Below are 19,683 nucleotides of genomic sequence, written 5' to 3'. Positions count from 1 at the left end.
GCACAGCCATGGCTGACTCTATCTTCGCAATTTGGTGCTTCGGCCTATTACTTTACTGGTCTTTTATTCTTCCATTTTCCCTTTGGCGACTACCCCGCTTTCCCACCTGCCCGAAGACGAAGCCGCCCGGCTCCGCAGCCTGCGGGCCTACGAAGTGCTGCCGGCCCTTACCGAGCCCGTGTTTGATGAGTTTGTAGCCCTCACGGCCCGCATTTTCAGCCTGCCCATCTCCCTCATTTCTGTGGTTGAGGAAGACGACGTGTACTACCCCGCCAACGTGGGCATGCCCGGCAACGACCAGCAGCCCCGGGCTGAGGCCATCTGTTCTACCGCCATCGCGCTGTCGCGGGCCGTGGTTTACCACGACCTAGCCCTCGAACAACCCCACATTCCCTCGGAAGCCCTCCAAGCAGCCGAAGCCAACAACCTGCGCTTTTACGCCGGTGCCCTGCTGCGCCTGCCCGACCAGCGCCCCCTCGGCACGCTGTGCATCATCGACCGCGCCCCCCGCACCTTTACCCCCGACGAGCAGCACATTCTGGAGTTGCTGGCGGCGCTGGTGAGCCGCACCATCGCCGTGCGGCACCTCTGCCGCCAACAGCCCGAAACGGGCGAGGCCGAGTGGGCCCGCCTCAGCGCCGAGCTCTTGGAAGAAGTACAGGCCCTAAACGCCCTGGTTCGCTACCTGTTTGCCCGCCACGGCACCCAAGTGCCCGTTCCGGCCGACTTCCTGACCCAAGTCGAGAGCCGTATTCGCGACTTGCGGGCGCTGCTTGATGCTTTCCGCATTTAGGGGACCCTGCGAAGCGCTCTCGCTCTAAAGGCTGTGCATAATTGGAAAAAGCACTAACCGGCAAGGTTTAACGACCCAATTTTGGGTGGCCTTCGGGCAGAAAGTTCGCGCCGGGTAAATGGGACATCTTTACTGAAAGGTCCTTGTGCTCTTTCAAAGCACTGTGTGGGCGCGTAGGCAAAAGAGACTTGAGAATTCTCCCACAATCCTTTGTCTTGGCTCAAGTTTACATAGATTGCAAGAAAATTGCTAAAACCATTTAGCAGTTCATCAACGATTGTGCTGCGTGGCCGGTCCGAAGGGCTTGTCTTGACTTGGAAAATTGATTCAGTAATGACTGTTGGAGCCAGGTTTTGGAACGCCGCTTTTGTCATCCAACGCGTCGTAGCAGCGCACCAACAACGCTAGTTGCACCCAACGCTTAGCCCGTCTTTGCCCCCTATGTTTTCACGCCGCCTGCTTACTTGTTTGTTAGTACTGGTCGGAATTACTCTGCCTTTTTCATCTTACAGCCAGCAGCTTGCCGGGCGCGAGCGCCTGCTCCTGGACTTTGGTTGGCGCTTCGCCTACGGCCACCCTTCCGACACCAAGCAGGACTTCGACAACGGGACTAGTTACTTCTCCTACCTCGCCAAAACCGGCTACGGCGACGGCGCCGCGGCTCCCGGTTTCGACGACCGCAGCTGGCGCGTGCTCGACCTGCCGCACGACTGGGCGGTGGAGCAGCCTTTTAGCGAGAAGGCCAGCTTCAGCCATGGCTTCAAGGCCATTGGCCGGGCATTTCCGAACGCCAGCGTGGGGTGGTACCGCAAGTCATTTAAGGTGCCGGCCACGGACTTGGGCCGGCGCATTAGCCTGGAATTTGACGGGGCGTTTCGTAACTCCATTGTGTGGGTGAACGGGCATTACCTGGGCACCGAGCCCAGCGGCTACCACGGCTTCCAGTACGACATTTCGGACTACCTGCATTACGACGGCCGCGACAACGTGGTGGCCGTGCGCGTGGACGCCACCATGGAAGAAGGCTGGTTTTACGAAGGCGCCGGCATTTACCGCCACGTGTGGATGAGCAAAACCGCACCCGTGCACGTGGCGCCCAACGGCACGTTTGTTACCACGCAGCTGGCTAGCAATGCCGGCACGGTGACCGCCCAGGCCACCATCGTGAACGGCAGCACCACGGCGCAAACCTTCGACGTGGTGCAGGACGTGGTGGACGCCGCCGGCAAAACCGTGGCCACGGGGCAGGTGGCGCAGGTGCGGCTGGCCGGCGCGGCGCAGCAGGACATGACGGTGCGCCTGCCCGTGGCGGGGCCGCAGCTGTGGTCGTTGGAGTCGCCCTACCTCTACACGCTGGTGACGCGGGTGCGGCAGGGCGGCAAGGAGGTCGACCAATACAAGACTCGCTTTGGCATGCGCACCATTCGCTTCGACGCCAACGAGGGCTTTTTCCTCAACGGCAAGCACGTGAAGCTGACCGGCACCAACAACCACCAGGACCACGCCGGCGTGGGCGCGGCCCTGCCCGATGCGCTGCAAACCTGGCGCATTGCCCAGCTCAAGGCGTTTGGCTGCAATGCCTACCGCACCTCGCACAACCCGCCCACGCCCGAGCTGCTCGACGCCTGCGACCGGATGGGCATGCTGGTCATCGACGAAAATCGCCTCATGGGCATCACGCAGCAAAACCTGGGCGAGCTGAAGCGGCTGATGGTGCGCGACCGCAACCACCCGAGCGTCATCAGCTGGTCGATTGGCAACGAGGAATGGGCCATCGAGAGCAACGTGCTGGGCGCCCGCATTGGGGCCACCATGCAGGCCTACGCCAAAACCATCGACTCGACGCGGGCCATTTCGGTGGCCATCAGCGGGGGCTGGGGCAAGGGCACGTCCACGGTGATTGACGTGATGGGCTTCAACTACATTGGCCAAGGCGACACCGACGCGCAGCACGCCCAGTTCCCCAAGCAGCCCAGCATGGGTACCGAGGAAGGCTCGACCCACGCCACCCGCGGCATTTACGTCCGGGACAACGACAAGCACTACGCCGCGGCCTACGATGCGAAGCCGAACCCGAAGTTCTACAGCATCGAGGGCGGCTGGCAGCACTACGCCGCGCGGCCCTACCTGGCGGGCATGTTCATCTGGACCGGTTTCGACTACCGCGGCGAGCCCACGCCGTTTGGCTGGCCGTCCATTACCTCGTATTTCGGCATGATGGATTTGTGCGGCTTCCCGAAGGACAACGTCTGGTATTTGAAGTCGTGGTGGACCAACGAAACGGTGCTGCACCTGCTGCCCCACTGGAACTGGCCCGGCCGCGAAGGCCAGCCCATTGACGTGTGGGCCTACAGCAACTGCGACGAAGTCGAGCTTTTCCTGAACAAAAAGAGCCTGGGCAAGCAGGCCATGCCCAAGAACTCCCACCTGGAATGGAAGGTGAGCTACGCCCCCGGCACGCTGGAAGCCGTGGGCTACCGCAACGGCAAAAAGATTGCCACCGACGTGGTGCGCACCACGGCCGAAGCCTCCGCCATTCAGCTCACGGCCGACCGGCCGACGGTGCAGGCCACCCGGGAGGACCTATCCGTTGTCACGGTGCGGCTGCGGGACAACAACAAGCTGCCGGTGCCCACCGCCAACCAGGAAATTACCTTCCGCCTGAGTGGCCCCGGCCGCATTATTGGCGTGGGCAACGGCGACCCTACTTCGCTGGAGGCCGATAAGTACCTGGAGAGCGTGCAGTCATTGCCCATTACCAACCTGAAGGAGCGGGGCGCCGAGAGCATGAGCGCCGGGCCGGAGGTAGCGGCCACTTTCGACGATTCGGCCTGGGAAACCAATAAGGCGCGGAAGTACGACGCCACGCAGCTCGTGCCCACTGCGAAAGTGTACGTCAGCCGGGGCAGCTTCGAGCTGCCGCAAGACCTGAGCGGCGCCCGGGTTACGTTCTTCTACCAGCCCATTGGCCGGGAGCAAAGCATCTACGTCAACGGCAAAGCCATTGCCCAAAACCTCACCGGCGAACAGGCCGCCAAGGACGGCTTCGTGCTGGACGCCAAGCTGCTGAAGCCCGGCCGAAACAGCATTGTTTTCGTGGCCACCCCGCTGCTCAAAAAACAGGTCTGGGATACGCCCAATACCAATCCCGGCACCGTGCAGGTGATTCTTCCGGCCCCCGCCTGGAAGCGCAAAACCTTCAATGGCCTGGCGCAAGTGCTGGTGCAAACCACGGCCGCGGCCGGCGACATCACGCTCACGGCCACTGCGCCGGGCCTGAAAACCGGCGTGCTCACCATCAAATCGGTGGCCGCGGCCCAGCGGCCGGCGCTCTAACCGCTTTTCCTACTCACTTCTATGCCTTGTAATTCCCACCAAAAGATGAACATGCTCGCGTTTAAAAATAAGTTTTTTTGGGTGCTGTGTTTGGCGCTGCTTTGCGGCCGCGCGCAGGCCCAAAAACCCCTCTCGCTTACCGGCAAATGGGAATTCCGCAAAGCCGGCGACGCCAAGTGGAGCCAGGCCACGGTGCCCGGCACAGTGCACACCGACCTGCTGGCCACCAAGCAGATAGAGGACCCGTTCTACCGCGTCAACGAGCGCGAACAGCAGTGGATTGGCAAGACGGACTGGGAATACAAAACCACGTTTGCCGTTGACGACAAGCTGCTCGGCTCCGACAAGCTCTACCTCACTTTCGACGGGCTGGACACCTACGCCGACGTGTACGTGAACGACGCCAAGGTCATTGTGGCCGACAACATGTTCCGGCAGTGGAAAGCCGACGTGAAACCGCAGCTCAAAGCCGGCAACAACACGCTGCGGGTGTACTTCCACGCGCCCATGGTGAAGGGCGACGAGCTGTTCAAGAGCCTGCCGTTTCGGGTGCCGGCCAGCGACAACGACCAGGCCGGGCCCGGCGAAAACAAGGTGAGCGTGTTCACCCGCAAAGCCGGCTACCACTACGGCTGGGACTGGGGCCCGCGCCTGGTGACGTCGGGCATTTGGCGGCCGGTGTACCTGGCGCCCATGACCGCGGCCCGCATCCAGGACCTGTTTGTCAAGCAGAAAAAACTGAGTTCTGACCAGGCCGACCTGGAAGCCCGCCTGGAAGTGGAAAGCCTGACGGACGGCACCAAGCAGCTGGAAGTGCTGGTGGACGGTTCCACCACGCCCGTTTATTCCCAGCCGGTGCACCTGGACAAGGGCATGACGAACCTGGTGTGCAGCTTCGCGCTGCCCAAGCCCGAACTGTGGTGGCCCAACGGCTACGGCGCCCAAAAGCTCTACACCTTCCGCGCAGTGCTGAAAGACGGTGCCACCACCGTGACCGAAAAGCAGGTGCGCCGCGGCCTGCGCACCGTGGAGGTGGTGCAGGAGTCCGGCCCCAAGGCCAACTCATTCTACTTCCTGGTGAACGGGGTGAAGATGTTCATGAAGGGCGCCAATTACATTCCGCAGGACAACTTCCTGCCCCGCGTGAACAAGGCACGCTACGAGCACGTCATCAACACGGCCGTGGCCAGCAACATGAACATGCTGCGCGTGTGGGGCGGCGGCATCTACGAAAACGACCTGTTTTACGACTTGTGCGACGAGAAGGGCATCCTGATTTGGCAGGACTTCATGTTTGCCTGCGCCATGGTGCCGCCCATCGAAACCTTCAAGCAAAACATCTACGAAGAGGCCGTGGAAAACGTGAAGCGCCTGCGCAACCACCCGGCCATTGCCATGTGGTGCGGCAACAACGAAATAGCCGCCTATATGGGCTCCAACTACTGGAACACGGCCAAGGGCGCCTTCCGTACCCGGGCGGACTCGATGAGCATTGTGAACACTTATAAAGAGGTGTTCCACAGCATTCTGCCCGCCGCGGTGAAGGGGTATGACGACGAGAAATTCTACTGGTCCACGTCGCCGCAGCCCACGAACTGGTCGCACACCAACAAAGACAGCCGCACCTCCGGCGACGTGCATTTCTGGGAAGTGTGGGGCGGCAAAAAGCCCATCGAATTGTACCTCACCAACATTGGCCCGTTCATGAGCGAGTACGGTTTTCAGTCGTTTCCCGACATGCAAACCATCAAGTCCTTCTCGCTGCCCAAGGACTACGACATCAACTCCGAAATCATGAAGTCCCACCAACGCTCCTACGTGGGCAACGAGGGGATTTTGATGTACATGAAAGCCTGGTACAAGGTCCCCACGGCCTTCCCCAATTTCCTCTACACCGGCCAGGTGCTGCAGGCCGAAGCCATCAAGCTGGCCATTGAGGCGCACCGCCGGGCCAAGCCCTACTGCATGGGCTCGCTGTACTGGCAAATCGACGACTGCTGGCCCGCCGCCTCGTGGTCGAGCATGGATTACAACGGCTTCTGGAAGGCCCAGCAATACGTCTCGAAACGCGCCTTCGAACCCCTGCTGGTGTCGCCCATCATCACCAAGGATTCGGTGAACGTCTTCGTCGTGTCCGACCAGTTGCAACCCGTGACGGCCCAGCTGCAAATTCGCCTGCTGGACTTCAGCGGCAAGGTGCTCAACGAAAACAAGCTCACCGTGAACGTGCCGGCCAACACCAGCACCAACGTCTACAAAGTGCCGGTGGCCGAAGCGTTAAAGGGCGCCGACCGCAACAGTGTGGTTCTCGATGTGCGCCTGCTGAACCAGAACGAGGAGCTGGCCCAAAACTGCCTGTATTTTGAGCTGCCCAAGGACCTGAAGCTCACCCAGCCGTCCATCCGCTACACGCTGAGCAAAGGCAAGGAGAAAGACGCCTACACGCTCAAACTCACGGGCACTAAACTCGCCAAAAACCTGCGCGTTTCGGCCGGCGACGACGCCATCATCTTCTCCGATAACTACTTCGACCTGATTCCCGGCACCGAGAAAACCATCACCTTCCGCTCCAGCAAGCCCATCAAGAAAAGCAACATCACCCTGATGAGCATCAACGAAGCCGACCGATTGACCGCGGCGCGGTAAACGGCTTGCAAAGCAACATTTGCTCCTTTAAAAAAGCATCACAACTGCGCGGCCCTGTCATCCTGAGCGCAGCGAAGGACCGTCTCACGCCTGCACATTTTGTGTGTGCAAGCCGTTCAACGTGAGGAGGTCCTTCGCTGCGCTCAGGATGACAGGGCCGCCGCGTTTAGTAGCCCGTCGTGCTTTGATAAGGACGTACGCTCAACTTTAGCATGCCCTGGCTGCTAGCAAGCCTACTTCTCCACGTTGTATTTGCGCAGGTATTCGCGCACTTTCAAGCCGGATTCTTTCAAGTCTTCATCCTTCCAATTGCCGGTGTCGCTGGCCGTTTTTTTGAGGATGGAGCAGGTTTCGTCCTTGTCCGACACCGACCACGTGACCCAGCTCAGGCGATGGGCTTCCATCCAGTCGATGTACTCCTGCCAGGCCGCATAGTTGAGGGGTCCGTCGCCCGTCGCTTCCATTCCCGCCGATTCGGAGATGAAAATTGGCAGGCCGCTTTTCAGGGCCTCGTCGGTGCGGTCGCGCAGGGCCTTCTGGTGCGTGGCGGCGTAGAAATGCATGGTGTACATCAGGTTTTGCTGGTTCCTGATGGGGTTGGCGGCGGGCAGGTTCACGTCCTGGTCCCAATGCGGCGAACCAACCAAGATGACGTTGTCCGGGTCGTTTTGCCGAATGACCTTGATGACTTCCTCGGCGTAAGCTTTCACCTCGTCCCAAGTCTCGTAATCAGGCTCGTTGAACACCTCGTAAATGATGTTGGGGCGCTTGCCATACTTCTTCGAGATTTCTCCGAAAAAGGCCTTCGCCTCTGCCAAATTGATGTTGTGGCTGTGCCAATCCACGATGACGTAGACGTTGGCCTTGATGGCGCCGTCAATCACCGCCGTGGTTCGCTCCACCGAGAAAGCCGGGTCTTTCTGGTAGCTCCGATTGCCGACTTCGATGCCCATGGCGGCGCGCACCACGTTGCAGTTGAAGTCCCGCTGCAGCCACTGCACGGCCTGCTCGTTGTAAAAGCGCGGCCACAAGCTGTGCCAGCCGAAGCTGAGGCCGCGCAGCACGATGGGCTCGCCCTTTTTGTCCACGAGCTGCGTGCCTTTCACGCTCAGCTGCCCGTGCCGGCGCACGAAGCCTGGCTTCTTGGCCACGGCCGTTGCGGAAGCGGGCGGAGCCAGGGGAGCGGCATCCGCTGGCTCAGAGGGCTGCGCGACTGCTGGCAGCAATACTGCTCCCAGCGCGGCCAGCGCCAGGGTTCTTCTCAAGCTTTGCATAGGAGCTGATTGATACGATTGGCGCAGTCGAAAACTGCGCAGGTAGCGCGAGCTAAGCCATTACTACTTGGCGGGGTACATGCGGGCCGCCCAGCCGCCGCCGGGGCTCAAGGCAATTTTCAGGCGGTCTTTCGACGATACTTTCACCACTTCGCGCTTGTAGTCGGTGGCGTCGCGGTCGGCGTTGACGCCGTCGCGGAAGATGACGGCTTCGTAGTTGCCATCGCCCAGAAACGAGCAGTCCAGGGTCATTTCCCGCGCGGTCCAGTTGCTCATGGCGCCCACGTACCAGGTGTCGGCCTTCTTGCGGGCCAGGGCTACGTACTCGCCCACCTTGCCATCGAGGGCCACGGTTTGGTCAAACACCGTGGGAATCTGGGCGATGAAGTCGGTGCTTTCCGGCTCCCTTTTGTACGCCGTGGGGCTGTCCGACAGCATTTGCAGCGGGGCTTCGAACACCACGTACATGGCCAGCTGGTGGCTGCGCGTGCCCTGGCTCATGGGCAGCGAATGGCTGAGGTGGTACTCCGACTTGGTGGCGTTGCGCATGGCGCCGGGCGTGTAGTCCATGGGCCCGGCCATCATCCGGATGTAGGGCAGGGTCACGTCGTAGCGCGGCACGTCGTCGTCGGGCGTCCACTTAAAGTTTTCGAGGCCCTTCACGCCCTCGTAGCCCAGCACGTTGGGGTAGGTGCGCTGCAGGCCGTCGGGCTTGTGCATGCCGTGGAAGTCGACCAGCAGCTTGTAGTCTGCGGCCTTGCGGGCCAACTCGTACGAAGAGCGCACCATCTTCTGGTCGTCGCGGTCCAGAAAGTCAATTTTGAAGCCCTTCACGCCCATGGCGGAATACTGCTTGTAGGCCGAGTCCATTTTCTCGGTGAGCGAGCGCCAGTTGGCCCACAGGATGAGGCCCACGTTCCGCTCCTTGCCGTAGGCAATGAGCTCCGCCAAATCAATCTTCGGCGAGACCTTCATGAAGTCGGTTTCTTCTGACCAGCCCTCGTCCAGAATCACGTACTCCAGCTTGTTGGCGGCGGCAAAATCGATGTAGTGCTTGTAGGTGGGCGTGTTGAGGCCGGCCCGGAAGTCGACCCCCGAAATGTTCCAGTCGTTCCACCAGTCCCAGGCCACTTTGCCGGGCTTTATCCAGCTCACGTCCTTCACCCGCGACGGGGCCGCCAGCTTGTACACCATGTCGTTGTCGGCCAATTGCCGGTCTTCCGCGCTGATGACCACCGCCCGCCACGGAAACGTGCGCGAGCCCCGGGTTTTGGCGATGTAGTTTTCGCGCCGGGGCACCACCAGCTGAATGTTGTGGAAGCCGCCGGGCTTCTCCTCGGCCGGGTAGCGAGCAAAGTCGCCGTGCAGGCCCAACGCCGGCGCCTCGGTGCTCTTGAGAAACATGCCGGGGTAGTCCTCTACGTCGGCTTCCAAGATGACGGCTTTTTTCTGCTCGCCTACGGCCACCAGCGCCGGCAAAAACGCCAGGGAATCCTTCTTGGCCCGCGACAGCTTTTGGGCTGAATACAGGCTCTCGAACGACGACATGTAGGGGTCAGTGGGCACGCGCAGGTCGCGCACAAACGGAATCAGCGACTCGTAGTCTTGCGCAAAATTGAAGGTAGCCTGTTCGTTGAGCACGGTCAGGCTGCCCTTGCGGCTCGTGAAGAAGCGGTAGGCCACGCCGTCGTTATAGGCGCGGACCACCAGGCCGTAGCCGCCCTTTAGCGTCAGGATGAGTTGGTTGTAATTGTCCGGAATCTGGCTGCGTTTGTAAATGGGCGACGCAATGGTGGCGCTGACCGAAGTGGTTTTGGCGCTGCTCACCACCGGGTTTTTGCCCAGCACCTCGCCGCCGGCCAGCGCCAGCGAGACTTCCGAGGGCGTGATGACGGGCGTGGTTTCGTGCTGCACCGACCAGCGCAGCGTGGGGCCGACTTGCACCAGCAGGTCCAGCTTGCCGTCGGGCGACTTCAGGTGGTAGTCGCGACTGGGCGGGGCTGCGGCGGCAGCACCGGCTACAAACAGAAATCCCAAAAGGGCAACACGATGGGGCATAGCTGAGCAAAGAGGGTGGGAAGTCAGTATCTCAAACAACGACCAAGCGTATTGCAGCAAAATCGTTTAAGCACCGCCAAGAAACAACTTTTCTGGAACAAATACCGCGAAACTGCTTTTGCTCCCGCGTGTGCTTCTTCATTAAGCCGCTTCCCTCCTCTGCTCACCAGCCAAGCGTCGGCGCCTAAACAACTCTGGCGGCCATTTAGGCCCCCCAATTGCCTCCCCCTGAAACCGCGAAGCGGCACAAGCATTTTCCACAAGCACATTCTGCTGCCCCACGCGCAACCAAGCCCGATGCAACCTGAAGCGGCGCGGCAGCTAGCTAGCCGCGTTTGCAATAGGCCCACACTGCGCATCTTTTGGAGCAATAGCTTTTACCCGCTCCCCCGCTCTTCCGGAGTTTGACTCCGGAAGCCGACTGCTAGGGACTTGTAGTCCCCGGCATATAGCTAACGCCCCCACGCGGGCGGAGTGAAACTCCGCAACGGCTCTGCTTCCGGAGTCAAACTCCGGAAGAGCGCACACAGAGGCACACGCAGCGGAATGCGGCAAAGTTGTTCCTGGTTACATTGCCAGGGCAACGCGTGCTCTTACGTCCCCCTCCGCTCCTGCCCTGCTGATGACTCCCAGCCTTGCTGCGCCTCCGTTGGTTCTTCCCCGTGCGACGACTCCCCGCGTTCAGGCCCTGGATGTGGTGCGGGGCCTGGTGATGGTCATCATGGCCCTCGACCACATCCGCGACTTTTGGAGCATCACGCCCGTGCGGCCCGAAGACGTGGCCCACGCGCCGGCGCTGCTTTTTCTCACGCGCTGGATTACGCATTTCTGCGCGCCCACCTTCGTGTTTTTGTCGGGCAGCAGCATTTATCTGTACGAGCAGAAGCAGCCCAACGGGGCGGCGGTGAGCCGCTTCCTGCTCACGCGGGGGGCGTGGCTGGTGCTGCTGGAAGTGGTGGTGTTCACCTTCATTCTGAGCTGGAATTATACCCTGATACTGCTGCTGGTCATCTATGCGATTGGGGCCAGCATGGTGCTGATGGCGGGCTTGCGCTGGCTGCCCCGCGGGCTGCTGGTGGGCTTGTGCGGGGTCATCCTGGCCGGGCACAATTTGTTGCCGAATATCCAACCCGTCACGGCGGCCAATGCCGGGTGGGCGCTGCTGCACAACGGGCCGTTTGTGCTGCCGGTGCCGGGCAAGCCAGTACTGGTGGCGTATTCGCTGGGGCCGTGGCTGGGCGTGATGCTGGCCGGCTACCTGGTGGGGCCGTGGTTTCGGCTGCCGCTGCCCGAGCGCAACCGGCGGCTGCGGCGGGCCGGGGCGGGGCTGCTGGTGTTGTTTGGGGTGCTGCGCGCCACCAATTGGTACGGCGACCCGTCGCCCTGGAGCGTGCAGCCGCAAGGCCTGCTTCACACGGCGCTGTCCTTCGTCAACGTGACCAAATCGCCGCCCTCGCTGCTCTTTGTGTGCCTCACCCTCGGGGTGGCGCTGCTGCTGCTCAGCCGGGCCGAAACCGCAACCGGCTGGCTCAGCCAGGTCCTGCGCACCTTTGGGCAGGTGCCTTTCTTTTACTACCTGCTGCACTTTGCGCTCGTCAGTGCCTCGGCTTGGGTCTGGACGAGGCTCGCGTTTGGCCAAGCGGTAAACCTCGCGTTTGCCTCACCCACCGACTGGCCCGCGGGCTACCAGCCCAGCTTGGCGCGGGCCTACCTGGTGTGGGCGGCCGTGGTGCTGGCCCTGTACTGGCCCTGCCGCTGGTACCAGCGCTTCAAGCAGCACCACACCTACTGGTGGCTGTCGTACCTGTAAACCGGGGAAGGCGACTCGCCCAGAGCTGAATTCACCAGAGCCAATGGTCTATGTAGTGTAGGGTGGCCTAAACAGGAGCAACCGGCGGGCCCGGCGCCCCACGTACTACCCGGGCGCGGGTGGGGCGCAGGGCCAGCAGCAAGAGCAGCCAGAAAAGCCCCGGCGTCAGCGCCTCCGACCACGACGGGGAATAACCGGCGGCGATGAAGTCGTCGAGGGCTGCGTTGTAGTAAACAGTCAGCTGCGAGTTTTGGGGGCTTAGCCGCTCATAGTCGGCTTCCTCGATGGGCACCACGCGCTCCTGGCCGTTGTACCGAAAGGTGGCCTCGTAGGTGTACCAGCTTGTTTTGCGGCCGTGCGTACGCCGGTCGGTGTCCACCACGGCCACCGTCATCGGCCGGCCTTCTTGCCGCAACCGGGCCGCGTACCGGAACTGCTCCACGGCGTTGTAGCTGAAAAACACGGCCGCTACTCCCAGCCCCACCACCAGCACGACGCGGGCCAGGCGCTGAATAAACGTCCAGCCCGTAAGGGTCACGAGCAAGCCGCTGCCCACGAAAAACAACGCCGCTGCCACCAGGGCAAAGAGCCCCAGCGCCTTGGTTTCGGCCGTAAACCCGGCGGCCACGGTCCACTTCACCAGGCGCGACACCACGCGGCTCGGGCTGGAATGGGGCACCAGGGTCGGTTGCCGGAACACGTCCAGCTGCGGATGGTAGCGCAACGTCACCCGGTCGCCGGTCGACAGCCATACCGTGTCGTACACCATGCGGGTTTCGTAGGGCCGGTTGTGGTAGGTGAAACCGATGTACGTGGCGTTGCCCAGCGCGTCCCACAGCTCCCGCGGGGCCCGGTCGGTGCGCTCGATGCGCACCGTTACGGGCTGGCCCCCGGTGCGCAGCTGGCTTTGGATGTGCTCCTCCTGGTAAAAGTGCCACGTCACCACGGCGGTCACTCCCAGCAGCGCCGTCAGAATCAGTGCCCAGAGCATGCCATACAGCTGGCCCAACACGCGAAACAGTTTCTGGAGCATAGCGAAAAGGGGGGTTGGAATGCGTTGCTTCGTAAGCACTCATAATATATGTTATTTTATATGCTTTACAATTTGTGCCATCCTCCTATCGGCCCGGGCGTGGCTACACCCCGGGAGCTGCGGCGTGCCGGCCACTGGCCGGCGCGTTGGGATTGGCAACCGGGAAGGCACCACGCCCCATCTGGCCAAGCCACGAGGCCGCCCCGCGCCAACCACTGGCACAAGGAGAGTTGCAGACCGTGTGGCCCAAAAAGCATTCGAGCCCGTCCAATATTTGGCCGTTTAGCCACAAATAAATTCTGTATTGTGAATTACTTTCGGATGCGTATTGGGGTATAAGTGATTCCTCACTCCCTCCCATGCCTTGCTAACCTTTTATCCGCCGGTAAGGCGCGTTCTATATCTCAACCTATACCTCGTACGCATGCCGCATCTTTCCTGGCTCCTGGTCCTGTTCCTCACATTGGGCGGCCCATTGCGGGCGCAAGAGACTCCTCGGGACGCTCGTTCCGCAGACTTGACCGCGGACCAGGACCTCTCCCACAACGGCGCCCTCACGGTGGCCATTGAGGGCTCGGGAAATGGCTTTTCGGTACAGTTCGGGGCCGTGGATGATGCTAATTCCCAGGGCAGCCGCTACGCCTACCGCCTGGAGGGCTACCACGACGACTGGGTGTACCCGCCGGCGGGCCAGCGCACGGCCGCCTTCGCCAACCTGGCGCCCGGCCGCTACACTTTCCTGGTGAAGGCCGGCCAGGGCGAAGGCCAATGGTCGGAGGAGGTGCGCTCGCTGCGGGTTGAGGTGCGGGCGCCGTGGTGGAAAACCGGCTGGGCCTGCCTGCTCTACGGGGCCATTGGCTTGGCGGGCGTGGCCGTGTACCGGCGCGTAGCCAGCCTGCACAACGAATTGGGAATCATACGGGAGCAAACGCGCAAGCTGCTCACCCAAGTGAATGAGCTGCAGGCTTTTCGCAACGCGGAGAGTGGCAGCGTGCCCTTGCCCGCCACCTGCCCCGACGCTATGGAGCCAGACAGCCACGTTGAGCAGCACCTATCCATTAGCCGCCAGCACCCGCTGCCCGGCAACCAGCCCGAACCCGCGCCCGCCGCACCGCTGGCGCCCGAGGCCGCACCGGAACCAGAAGAAGCACGGGCCGCCTGCGAAGCCTTCGCGGCGAGCGGCGCGTCCTCGGCCCGGCCGCCGCGCGTGCTGCTGGTGGAAGACAACGACGAGGTGCGCCAGTACCTGCAGCAGCTCTTCGCGGCCGACTACGAGCTGTTCACGGCCGAGGACGGCTTGGCGGGCTGGGACGCGGCCCTGCGCCAGCTGCCGGACCTGATACTGAGCGACGTGATGATGCCGCGCAGCGACGGCCTGGAGCTGTGCCAGCGCCTGAAGCAGCACCCCAAAACGGCGCACATCCCCGTGCTGCTCACGGCCCGCACCGCCGAAACCCACGAGCCGGAAGGCCTGGGCATGGGCGCCGACGAGTACGTGAGCAAGCCCTTCAACCCCGCCCTGCTCCAGGCCAAGGCCGCCGCGCTGCTGCGCAACCGCCGCAAGCTGCACGAGTTCTACCAGCGCCAGATTCTGCTCGAACCCCCCGACATCGTGGTGGCCGACGCCGACCGCGAGTTTCTGGCCCGCGCCATGGCCGTGGTGGAGCAGCACCTCGACCACGCCGACTTCAACGTGCAGGTGCTGGTGAGGGAAATGGCCATGAGCCAATCGGTCTTTTACCGGCGCATCAAAAGCATTAGCGGCCAGACGGCCGTCGAGTTCATCCGCGACGTGCGCCTGAAGCGCGCCGCCCAACTGCTGGCCCAAACCCCCATGCGCGTCTCGGAGGTGGCCATGGAAGTGGGCATTGAGGACAGCAAGTATTTCCGCAAGGCGTTTCAGAAAATTTACAACGTGTCGCCGTCGGAATACGCCAAGCAGCACCGCTAACCCTAGGAAACCGCCGCGTCGGCCGCAGCGGCGGAGTAGGCCTTGAGCGGTGGTTAACAAGAACATGCTTAAGCACCCGGAAAGCCGACGCTGCGAACCAAAGCACGTTTTACCTGAACCAGACCACTAATTCAGCCGCCGCAAATACGGGCCGGCCTTTCACCGTGCCCGTGGTCTGGCGGGGGCTGCCCGCCGGCCCGTTGTAGGTCAGGGTGGACGCGTACCGAATCGGCGCGGTCGGCGTGAAGTTGTAATTGTAGCGCAAGTTGAAATCCACGCCCTTGTACAAGCGCAGCCCAACACCCGCTTCGGGGCCGGCTGACCACACCGTGGGATTTGGGGCCGTGTAGTCGAACGCGACGGACAGGTTGCTGACGGGTCCGTCGTAAAAGCTCACCGCCGCGTTGTCGAATTGCAGCCGCTGCCGTTCCACCCCCGCCAGAAAACCGCCAAACACCCGAAACTGCTTGTCGCCACGCTCCAGCAGCACCCGAGATAGCCCAACGGACAAGCGGTAAGAAAATCGTTCGGCTTGCCACGTGTACGCTACTTGAAAGGACGTGGGCACCACCGCTACCACGTCGTAAAACGTGTCCGTGCGCAAAAAACGCAGGTCGGCGTTGAGGGCGGTTTTGCTTTCGAGTGGCAGCTCGGCATTGAGCCCCAGCATGTAGCCCAGCCGCCCCTCGGCGTGCACGAAATCGTTGCGCCCCTTGGTTGAAAAACCTTGCGGGTACACGAAACTGCGGACCAACCCAGCGGAAACGCCGAATTTGGTACGCTGCGCAAGGGCCTGTTCCGTGCCGCTCACCAGGAGGAGGATAAGTAGTATTTTCACGATTGATAACGGTAAAGCAGGCTGCCGACAGCCAACAGCCTGCTAAAAATGCCTGGGGAGCCGTTAATCTATTTCCAGTTGCCTGGTTGAATTGTACCTTCTGCCGTCGACTTTCACGTAATGGGCAGACCGCAACGATTGTTTTCTCAGCTGAAATTTATGCACAAGGCCGACGTCCGTTTTGGCTTTGTCATCGTTTGTTTCGATTTTCTCTCGAGAAAAGGTATTGCCGACCCCGCCGCAATCCACACCGTTGTCTTTAAAATATTCGGTGCCAAATACTTTCGCGGACACGCGGGCGGCCTTTGAATCCCTCCATCTGCCGTTTTTCCGCTCAAAATTTTTGGTTTTAGCGCCCACGCGGTGGTAGAAAGGGGCATTGGTTGCCCAAAGTTTGTATTTGAATTTTTTGGTGGGTAAATAATTTTCCTCGAATTCCTTATCTCTGTTAAAATAGCCTGGGGTAATGCAGCTCGACGCAGGCACCGTCACGGTGGTAGTTTGTTGAAACACGCAGCCTTGGGCGTTGCGCAAATACATCTTGACCGTCAGGGTTCCACTCTGGAGGTAATTATGGTAAAAACTGCCGGTGCGGTTCGCAGCCGGGTAGGTGTCCACGGCACCATCCCCAAAGTCCCAGGTATAAGTATGGTTGCTGGTGTAGTTCCGGGCCAATTCAAAGGTAAAGCTTGTGCCAACATTGGAAACTTTAAAATTGAGCGCATCAGTGGGCAGGATGCAAAATTGGCTGGAATTAACAGTAGTGACCACTTTGGAGGACTTGTATCCTCCGCAATAACCACCTAAGGTGAGCACAACGACGTAAGACCCGGGATTGAGGTACTGGTGGGTCGGTTGACGGGCATTGGAGATTGTGCCGTCGCCAAACTCCCACCTGTATACCCTATCTGGACTGTCGCTGATGTCGGGCACAAAGATGAAGGAGGACCCGTTGGATTGCCCCAATGCCGTGAAGCCACTCACGCAATCTGTGGGCCTGTTCGCAGAATTCTGTGTGCTTGGGGCGCTGTGGTGATAGACCACGTTGGGACTGTTTTGATACGCTTGGTCGCCGCTGCGGTACATTTCGAGCGTCATCCAGTCAGAATTCTGAATCTCGATGATTAAATTCTCGTTGGCCACCACGTAAATGGATGGTCCAACCTTCAGTTCCAAATCCTTGTTGAGGAATGTGCGCAAAATGTCGCTGTCCACGTAAAAGTCGTCGGGGTCGTTATTGTTTGTCCACTGGTCCGCATCCATTAGCTGCCGCCTTTTTATTTCGAGCACCGCGCGCGTAGAGTGAAAGCCAGGAAATTGCTGCTCAAAGTCGACCAGCACACTGTCTTGAATGACACTCTCCGAGTACTCACCAGGCGGAGGTTGGACGATACCACCGTTTGCTGGGTCACTGCCGTTGACGTTCGAGGAAGCGGACGCACTGGGCGTAATCATTTGCACATTCCCGGCAAGTTGGTCCGCAATTCTATCCAGAGCGGCTTGGTCAACAAAAGAAAGCAGGCCGTGTTCGTAGTTTACCCCCTGATAAGTCGAAGAGGCCTGCAAAACACGCGGTTTAAGCTGCTGTTTCCCATCGGGTTCACCTTGCTTTTCGCAACTGATGGCGCTTAGTGCCGCGAGGAATATAAAAATTTTCTTGAACATGGCATGGTAGGTTAGTGGGTTCACATTTGCGTACTCTTAAGCAAGGACATCTTCCTCCTTACATCTGATTTTTCGAATGACGAGTTGCGTTTTGCGTTGCTTCTGACAGATAGTACGCTGGCGTTCTCGCTGGTCTGTTAGCAACCTACCCTGTTCAATAACGTTGCGAACAGAATGTCAATGTTACTATTTATCGACGAAGGATTGGCAGACCGCTACCCGCAGAACAGCGTTCCCGCCCCTTGCCGGCCGCTTACCTGTTGATGCCGCAAGAATGTATCAGTTAGAAAGCCACTTTATCATAGGCAGCAAGAAATAGGGTGTGCGGCTTCGCAAATCCCCGAAGCCCTAGGAGACAGGTTCTGATATGAAACAGTGCACAACCGTCGGCTTGCTTTAGCACTCAACCAGCAATTTGCGGAATTGCGTTCGATAGCGTGAATGCCCGTTATGCTGCAATGGCAAGGCCATATAACCCTTACCTTCTGGTTTCACGAAGGAGAATGACCTGTGATTCACAGGCGCTATTCATCCAACGGGCTCAGTCGGAAGCGGTGCCTTTTCTCAACTGACATTGCTTGACCAGCAAGTGCTCCCGCGGCCAAATGCCGCGTACCAAAGAACGCAAAGGGTAGAATTAGCAGCGCCGGAATCAGCGCGGCTAACAATGCGAACAAGGGCCCCATAAGAGGATACCTAAAGTTCACGGAAGAACATAGGAGAGCAAAGGGTATGACCGGCGTGGACGCCGGAACGTAGGCTGCTGGTCGCACGGGTTGGTTGCCACACCAGAGCCGGAGCAAGGTAAATATTTGCTAAAATATATGCAATTTAATTATGATATTTTCCTAAATTTCTTACATAGACGTAAACATCTTCGGCCTTAGCTAACGCTAGAGCTTAAAAATGAGCGGGCGATTAGGCCCTGAAATACTCTTTACGCTTTGACTTTGACGCGCTCTTCGCTTTTTGATGGGAGCGCCCAGCCGACTCGCCCGTTTAACTTTTTTATTAAACATTTAACAAAAAACCTTCTCTATACTATATTAGGTTAAACTATTACCGCGCCAAGCCCCGTAGACCTCCGTTCCAGCCCTCATGCGGTGGCATAATGGGTCTTTAAATGGCTTCGCTAAACGCTCAGCACTGCGGCCACTTCTGCTGGACTTCCCGAGCGTAGGATAGACCGGCTGCGTGAGCACCTCGGCCAGGTAGCGAGGCTTTCCGATGCTGAATTTGAAGCGGGAGGGGGTCCTTTCATCACTAAAGCCTATAAAAAGCGCGAGTTTCTTATGCAGGAGGGAAGCCGCGTGGCCTGTGTTTATCTCGTGGTTACTGGGCTGTTGAAGCTGGTGTACACCGACGCGGCGGGCAAGCAGCACATCCTTTCGTTTGCGCTGGAAGACTGGTGGGAAAGCGACTTCAACGCGTTCCACCGACAGACCAACGCCACCCTCTCGTTGGAATGCCTCGAAGACACCACCGTGTTGCGCCTGACCCTGGACGACTACCGGCAGCTCTGCGCCACCCAGCCCAAGATGGCCTACTTTTTCCTGCACAAGGCCACGTTTGGCCACTTGGGCGCGCAGCAGCGCATTGTATCCTTGCTGACGAGCAACGCCCAAGAGCGCTACGACCAAGTGGTGCGGCAATTTCCTTCCTTGCTGCAACGCGTGCCCAAAACCGTGCTGGCCACTTACCTGGGCGTGTCGCGCGAAACCCTCAGCCGGTTTTCGGCTTAGCGAGTGAGCTGGCGCACACGGAAATTGTGCGCTAGCTCACAGCCGCTTGCCTCTCCGCTGCGGGACCTTTGCCGGGCATATTGTACCCCCTTAACCCGCAACGAACATGGAAAAGCGAATCATCAATCCCTGGCAGTGGCAGGACCAGCGCAGCTACGCGCAGGCCGTGGAAGTAAAAGAAGTAACCGGCACGCTCTACTGCTCGGGGCAGACTGCCATTAACGCGGCGGGCGAATCGAGCACCGCCGACATGAAAACCCAGCTAATCGAGAGCCTGCAGAACCTGGAGCAGGTCATCGACGCAGCGGGGTACGCGTGCTCGGGCATCGTGCGCTTGAATATTTACACCACGTCCTCGGCCGAGCTATTCGCGTGCTTCGACGTGTTTCAGGCCTGGATAGCCAAGCACGGCATTACACAAGCCACAACCTTGTTCGAAGTGAAAAGCTTGTTTGAAACCCTGACCGTGGAGCTGGAGGCTACCGTTGTAAAGTAACCCGTGGTCAAAAAGTAGTTTGACTAATAAATGACTAATTA

12 protein-coding genes are annotated in these 19,683 nt (G+C 59.9%); 7 read left to right on the top strand and 5 right to left on the bottom strand.

Annotation, left to right across the window (positions count from 1 at the left end):
• Positions 1 to 82: 82 nt before the first annotated feature.
• The 3 genes from VF629_RS06415 (at position 83) to VF629_RS06405 (ending at position 6,775) form a co-directional block, all read left to right on the top strand.
• Complete coding sequence (locus tag VF629_RS06415) at positions 83 to 793, top strand: GAF domain-containing protein (protein WP_331057630.1); 711 nt, start codon at positions 83 to 85, stop codon at positions 791 to 793.
• A 468-nt stretch (positions 794 to 1,261) separates the two neighbouring features.
• Positions 1,262 to 4,129, top strand: coding sequence for a beta-galactosidase GalA (gene galA, locus VF629_RS06410; RefSeq protein WP_331057629.1), 2,868 nt, complete (start codon positions 1,262 to 1,264; stop codon positions 4,127 to 4,129).
• Positions 4,130 to 4,150: 21 nt separating this feature from the next.
• On the top strand, positions 4,151 to 6,775 hold the full coding sequence (locus VF629_RS06405; protein WP_331057628.1) for a beta-mannosidase: 2,625 nt from the start codon (positions 4,151 to 4,153) through the stop codon (positions 6,773 to 6,775).
• Positions 6,776 to 7,008: 233 nt separating this feature from the next.
• On the opposite strand, the gene VF629_RS06400 is transcribed toward VF629_RS06405, so the two are convergent.
• Both VF629_RS06400 and VF629_RS06395 read right to left on the bottom strand, forming a co-directional pair.
• Positions 7,009 to 8,049, bottom strand: coding sequence for a glycoside hydrolase family 5 protein (locus tag VF629_RS06400; protein WP_331057627.1), 1,041 nt, complete (start codon positions 8,047 to 8,049; stop codon positions 7,009 to 7,011).
• A gap of 63 nt (positions 8,050 to 8,112) precedes the next feature.
• Positions 8,113 to 10,107, bottom strand: a complete 1,995-nt coding sequence (locus VF629_RS06395; protein WP_331057626.1) for a glycoside hydrolase family 97 protein — start codon at positions 10,105 to 10,107, stop codon at positions 8,113 to 8,115.
• A gap of 622 nt (positions 10,108 to 10,729) precedes the next feature.
• Here VF629_RS06395 and VF629_RS06390 point away from each other — a divergent pair.
• Positions 10,730 to 11,917: a DUF1624 domain-containing protein gene (locus VF629_RS06390; RefSeq protein ID WP_331057625.1), complete on the top strand. Its 1,188-nt coding sequence runs from the start codon at positions 10,730 to 10,732 to the stop codon at positions 11,915 to 11,917.
• Between the two features lie 67 nt (positions 11,918 to 11,984).
• Here the strand turns inward: VF629_RS06390 and VF629_RS06385 are convergent, their stop codons facing one another.
• On the bottom strand, positions 11,985 to 12,950 hold the full coding sequence (locus VF629_RS06385; protein ID WP_331057624.1) for a hypothetical protein: 966 nt from the start codon (positions 12,948 to 12,950) through the stop codon (positions 11,985 to 11,987).
• Between the two features lie 424 nt (positions 12,951 to 13,374).
• Here VF629_RS06385 and VF629_RS06380 point away from each other — a divergent pair, with 424 nt between their 5' ends.
• Positions 13,375 to 14,901 carry a response regulator gene (locus VF629_RS06380; protein WP_331057623.1) on the top strand — a complete coding sequence of 509 codons (1,527 nt, stop codon included), beginning with the start codon at positions 13,375 to 13,377 and terminating at the stop codon, positions 14,899 to 14,901.
• A gap of 109 nt (positions 14,902 to 15,010) precedes the next feature.
• On the opposite strand, the gene VF629_RS06375 is transcribed toward VF629_RS06380, so the two are convergent.
• Together VF629_RS06375 and VF629_RS06370 are read right to left on the bottom strand one after the other, a co-directional pair.
• The gene (locus VF629_RS06375) at positions 15,011 to 15,739 is read right to left on the bottom strand and encodes a hypothetical protein (protein WP_331057622.1); all 729 of its coding nucleotides are present in this window, start codon (positions 15,737 to 15,739) and stop codon (positions 15,011 to 15,013) included.
• Positions 15,740 to 15,802: 63 nt separating this feature from the next.
• Entirely contained in the window at positions 15,803 to 17,404 is a 1,602-nt protein-coding gene (locus VF629_RS06370; protein ID WP_331057621.1) for a PKD domain-containing protein, read from the bottom strand.
• Positions 17,405 to 18,585: 1,181 nt separating this feature from the next.
• Here VF629_RS06370 and VF629_RS06365 point away from each other — a divergent pair.
• Together VF629_RS06365 and VF629_RS06360 are read left to right on the top strand one after the other, a co-directional pair.
• Positions 18,586 to 19,146, top strand: coding sequence for a Crp/Fnr family transcriptional regulator (locus VF629_RS06365; protein WP_331057652.1), 561 nt, complete (start codon positions 18,586 to 18,588; stop codon positions 19,144 to 19,146).
• 106 nt (positions 19,147 to 19,252) lie between these two features.
• Entirely contained in the window at positions 19,253 to 19,642 is a 390-nt protein-coding gene (locus tag VF629_RS06360; RefSeq protein WP_331057620.1) for a RidA family protein, read from the top strand.
• Positions 19,643 to 19,683: the final 41 nt, after the last annotated feature.

Origin of the sequence: Hymenobacter sp., from assembly GCF_036388155.1 — a bacterium.
GTDB lineage: Bacteria > Bacteroidota > Bacteroidia > Cytophagales > Hymenobacteraceae > Hymenobacter.
Note: the sequence above shows the minus strand (reverse complement) of the source record. Positions and strands in the feature narration are given on the sequence as shown.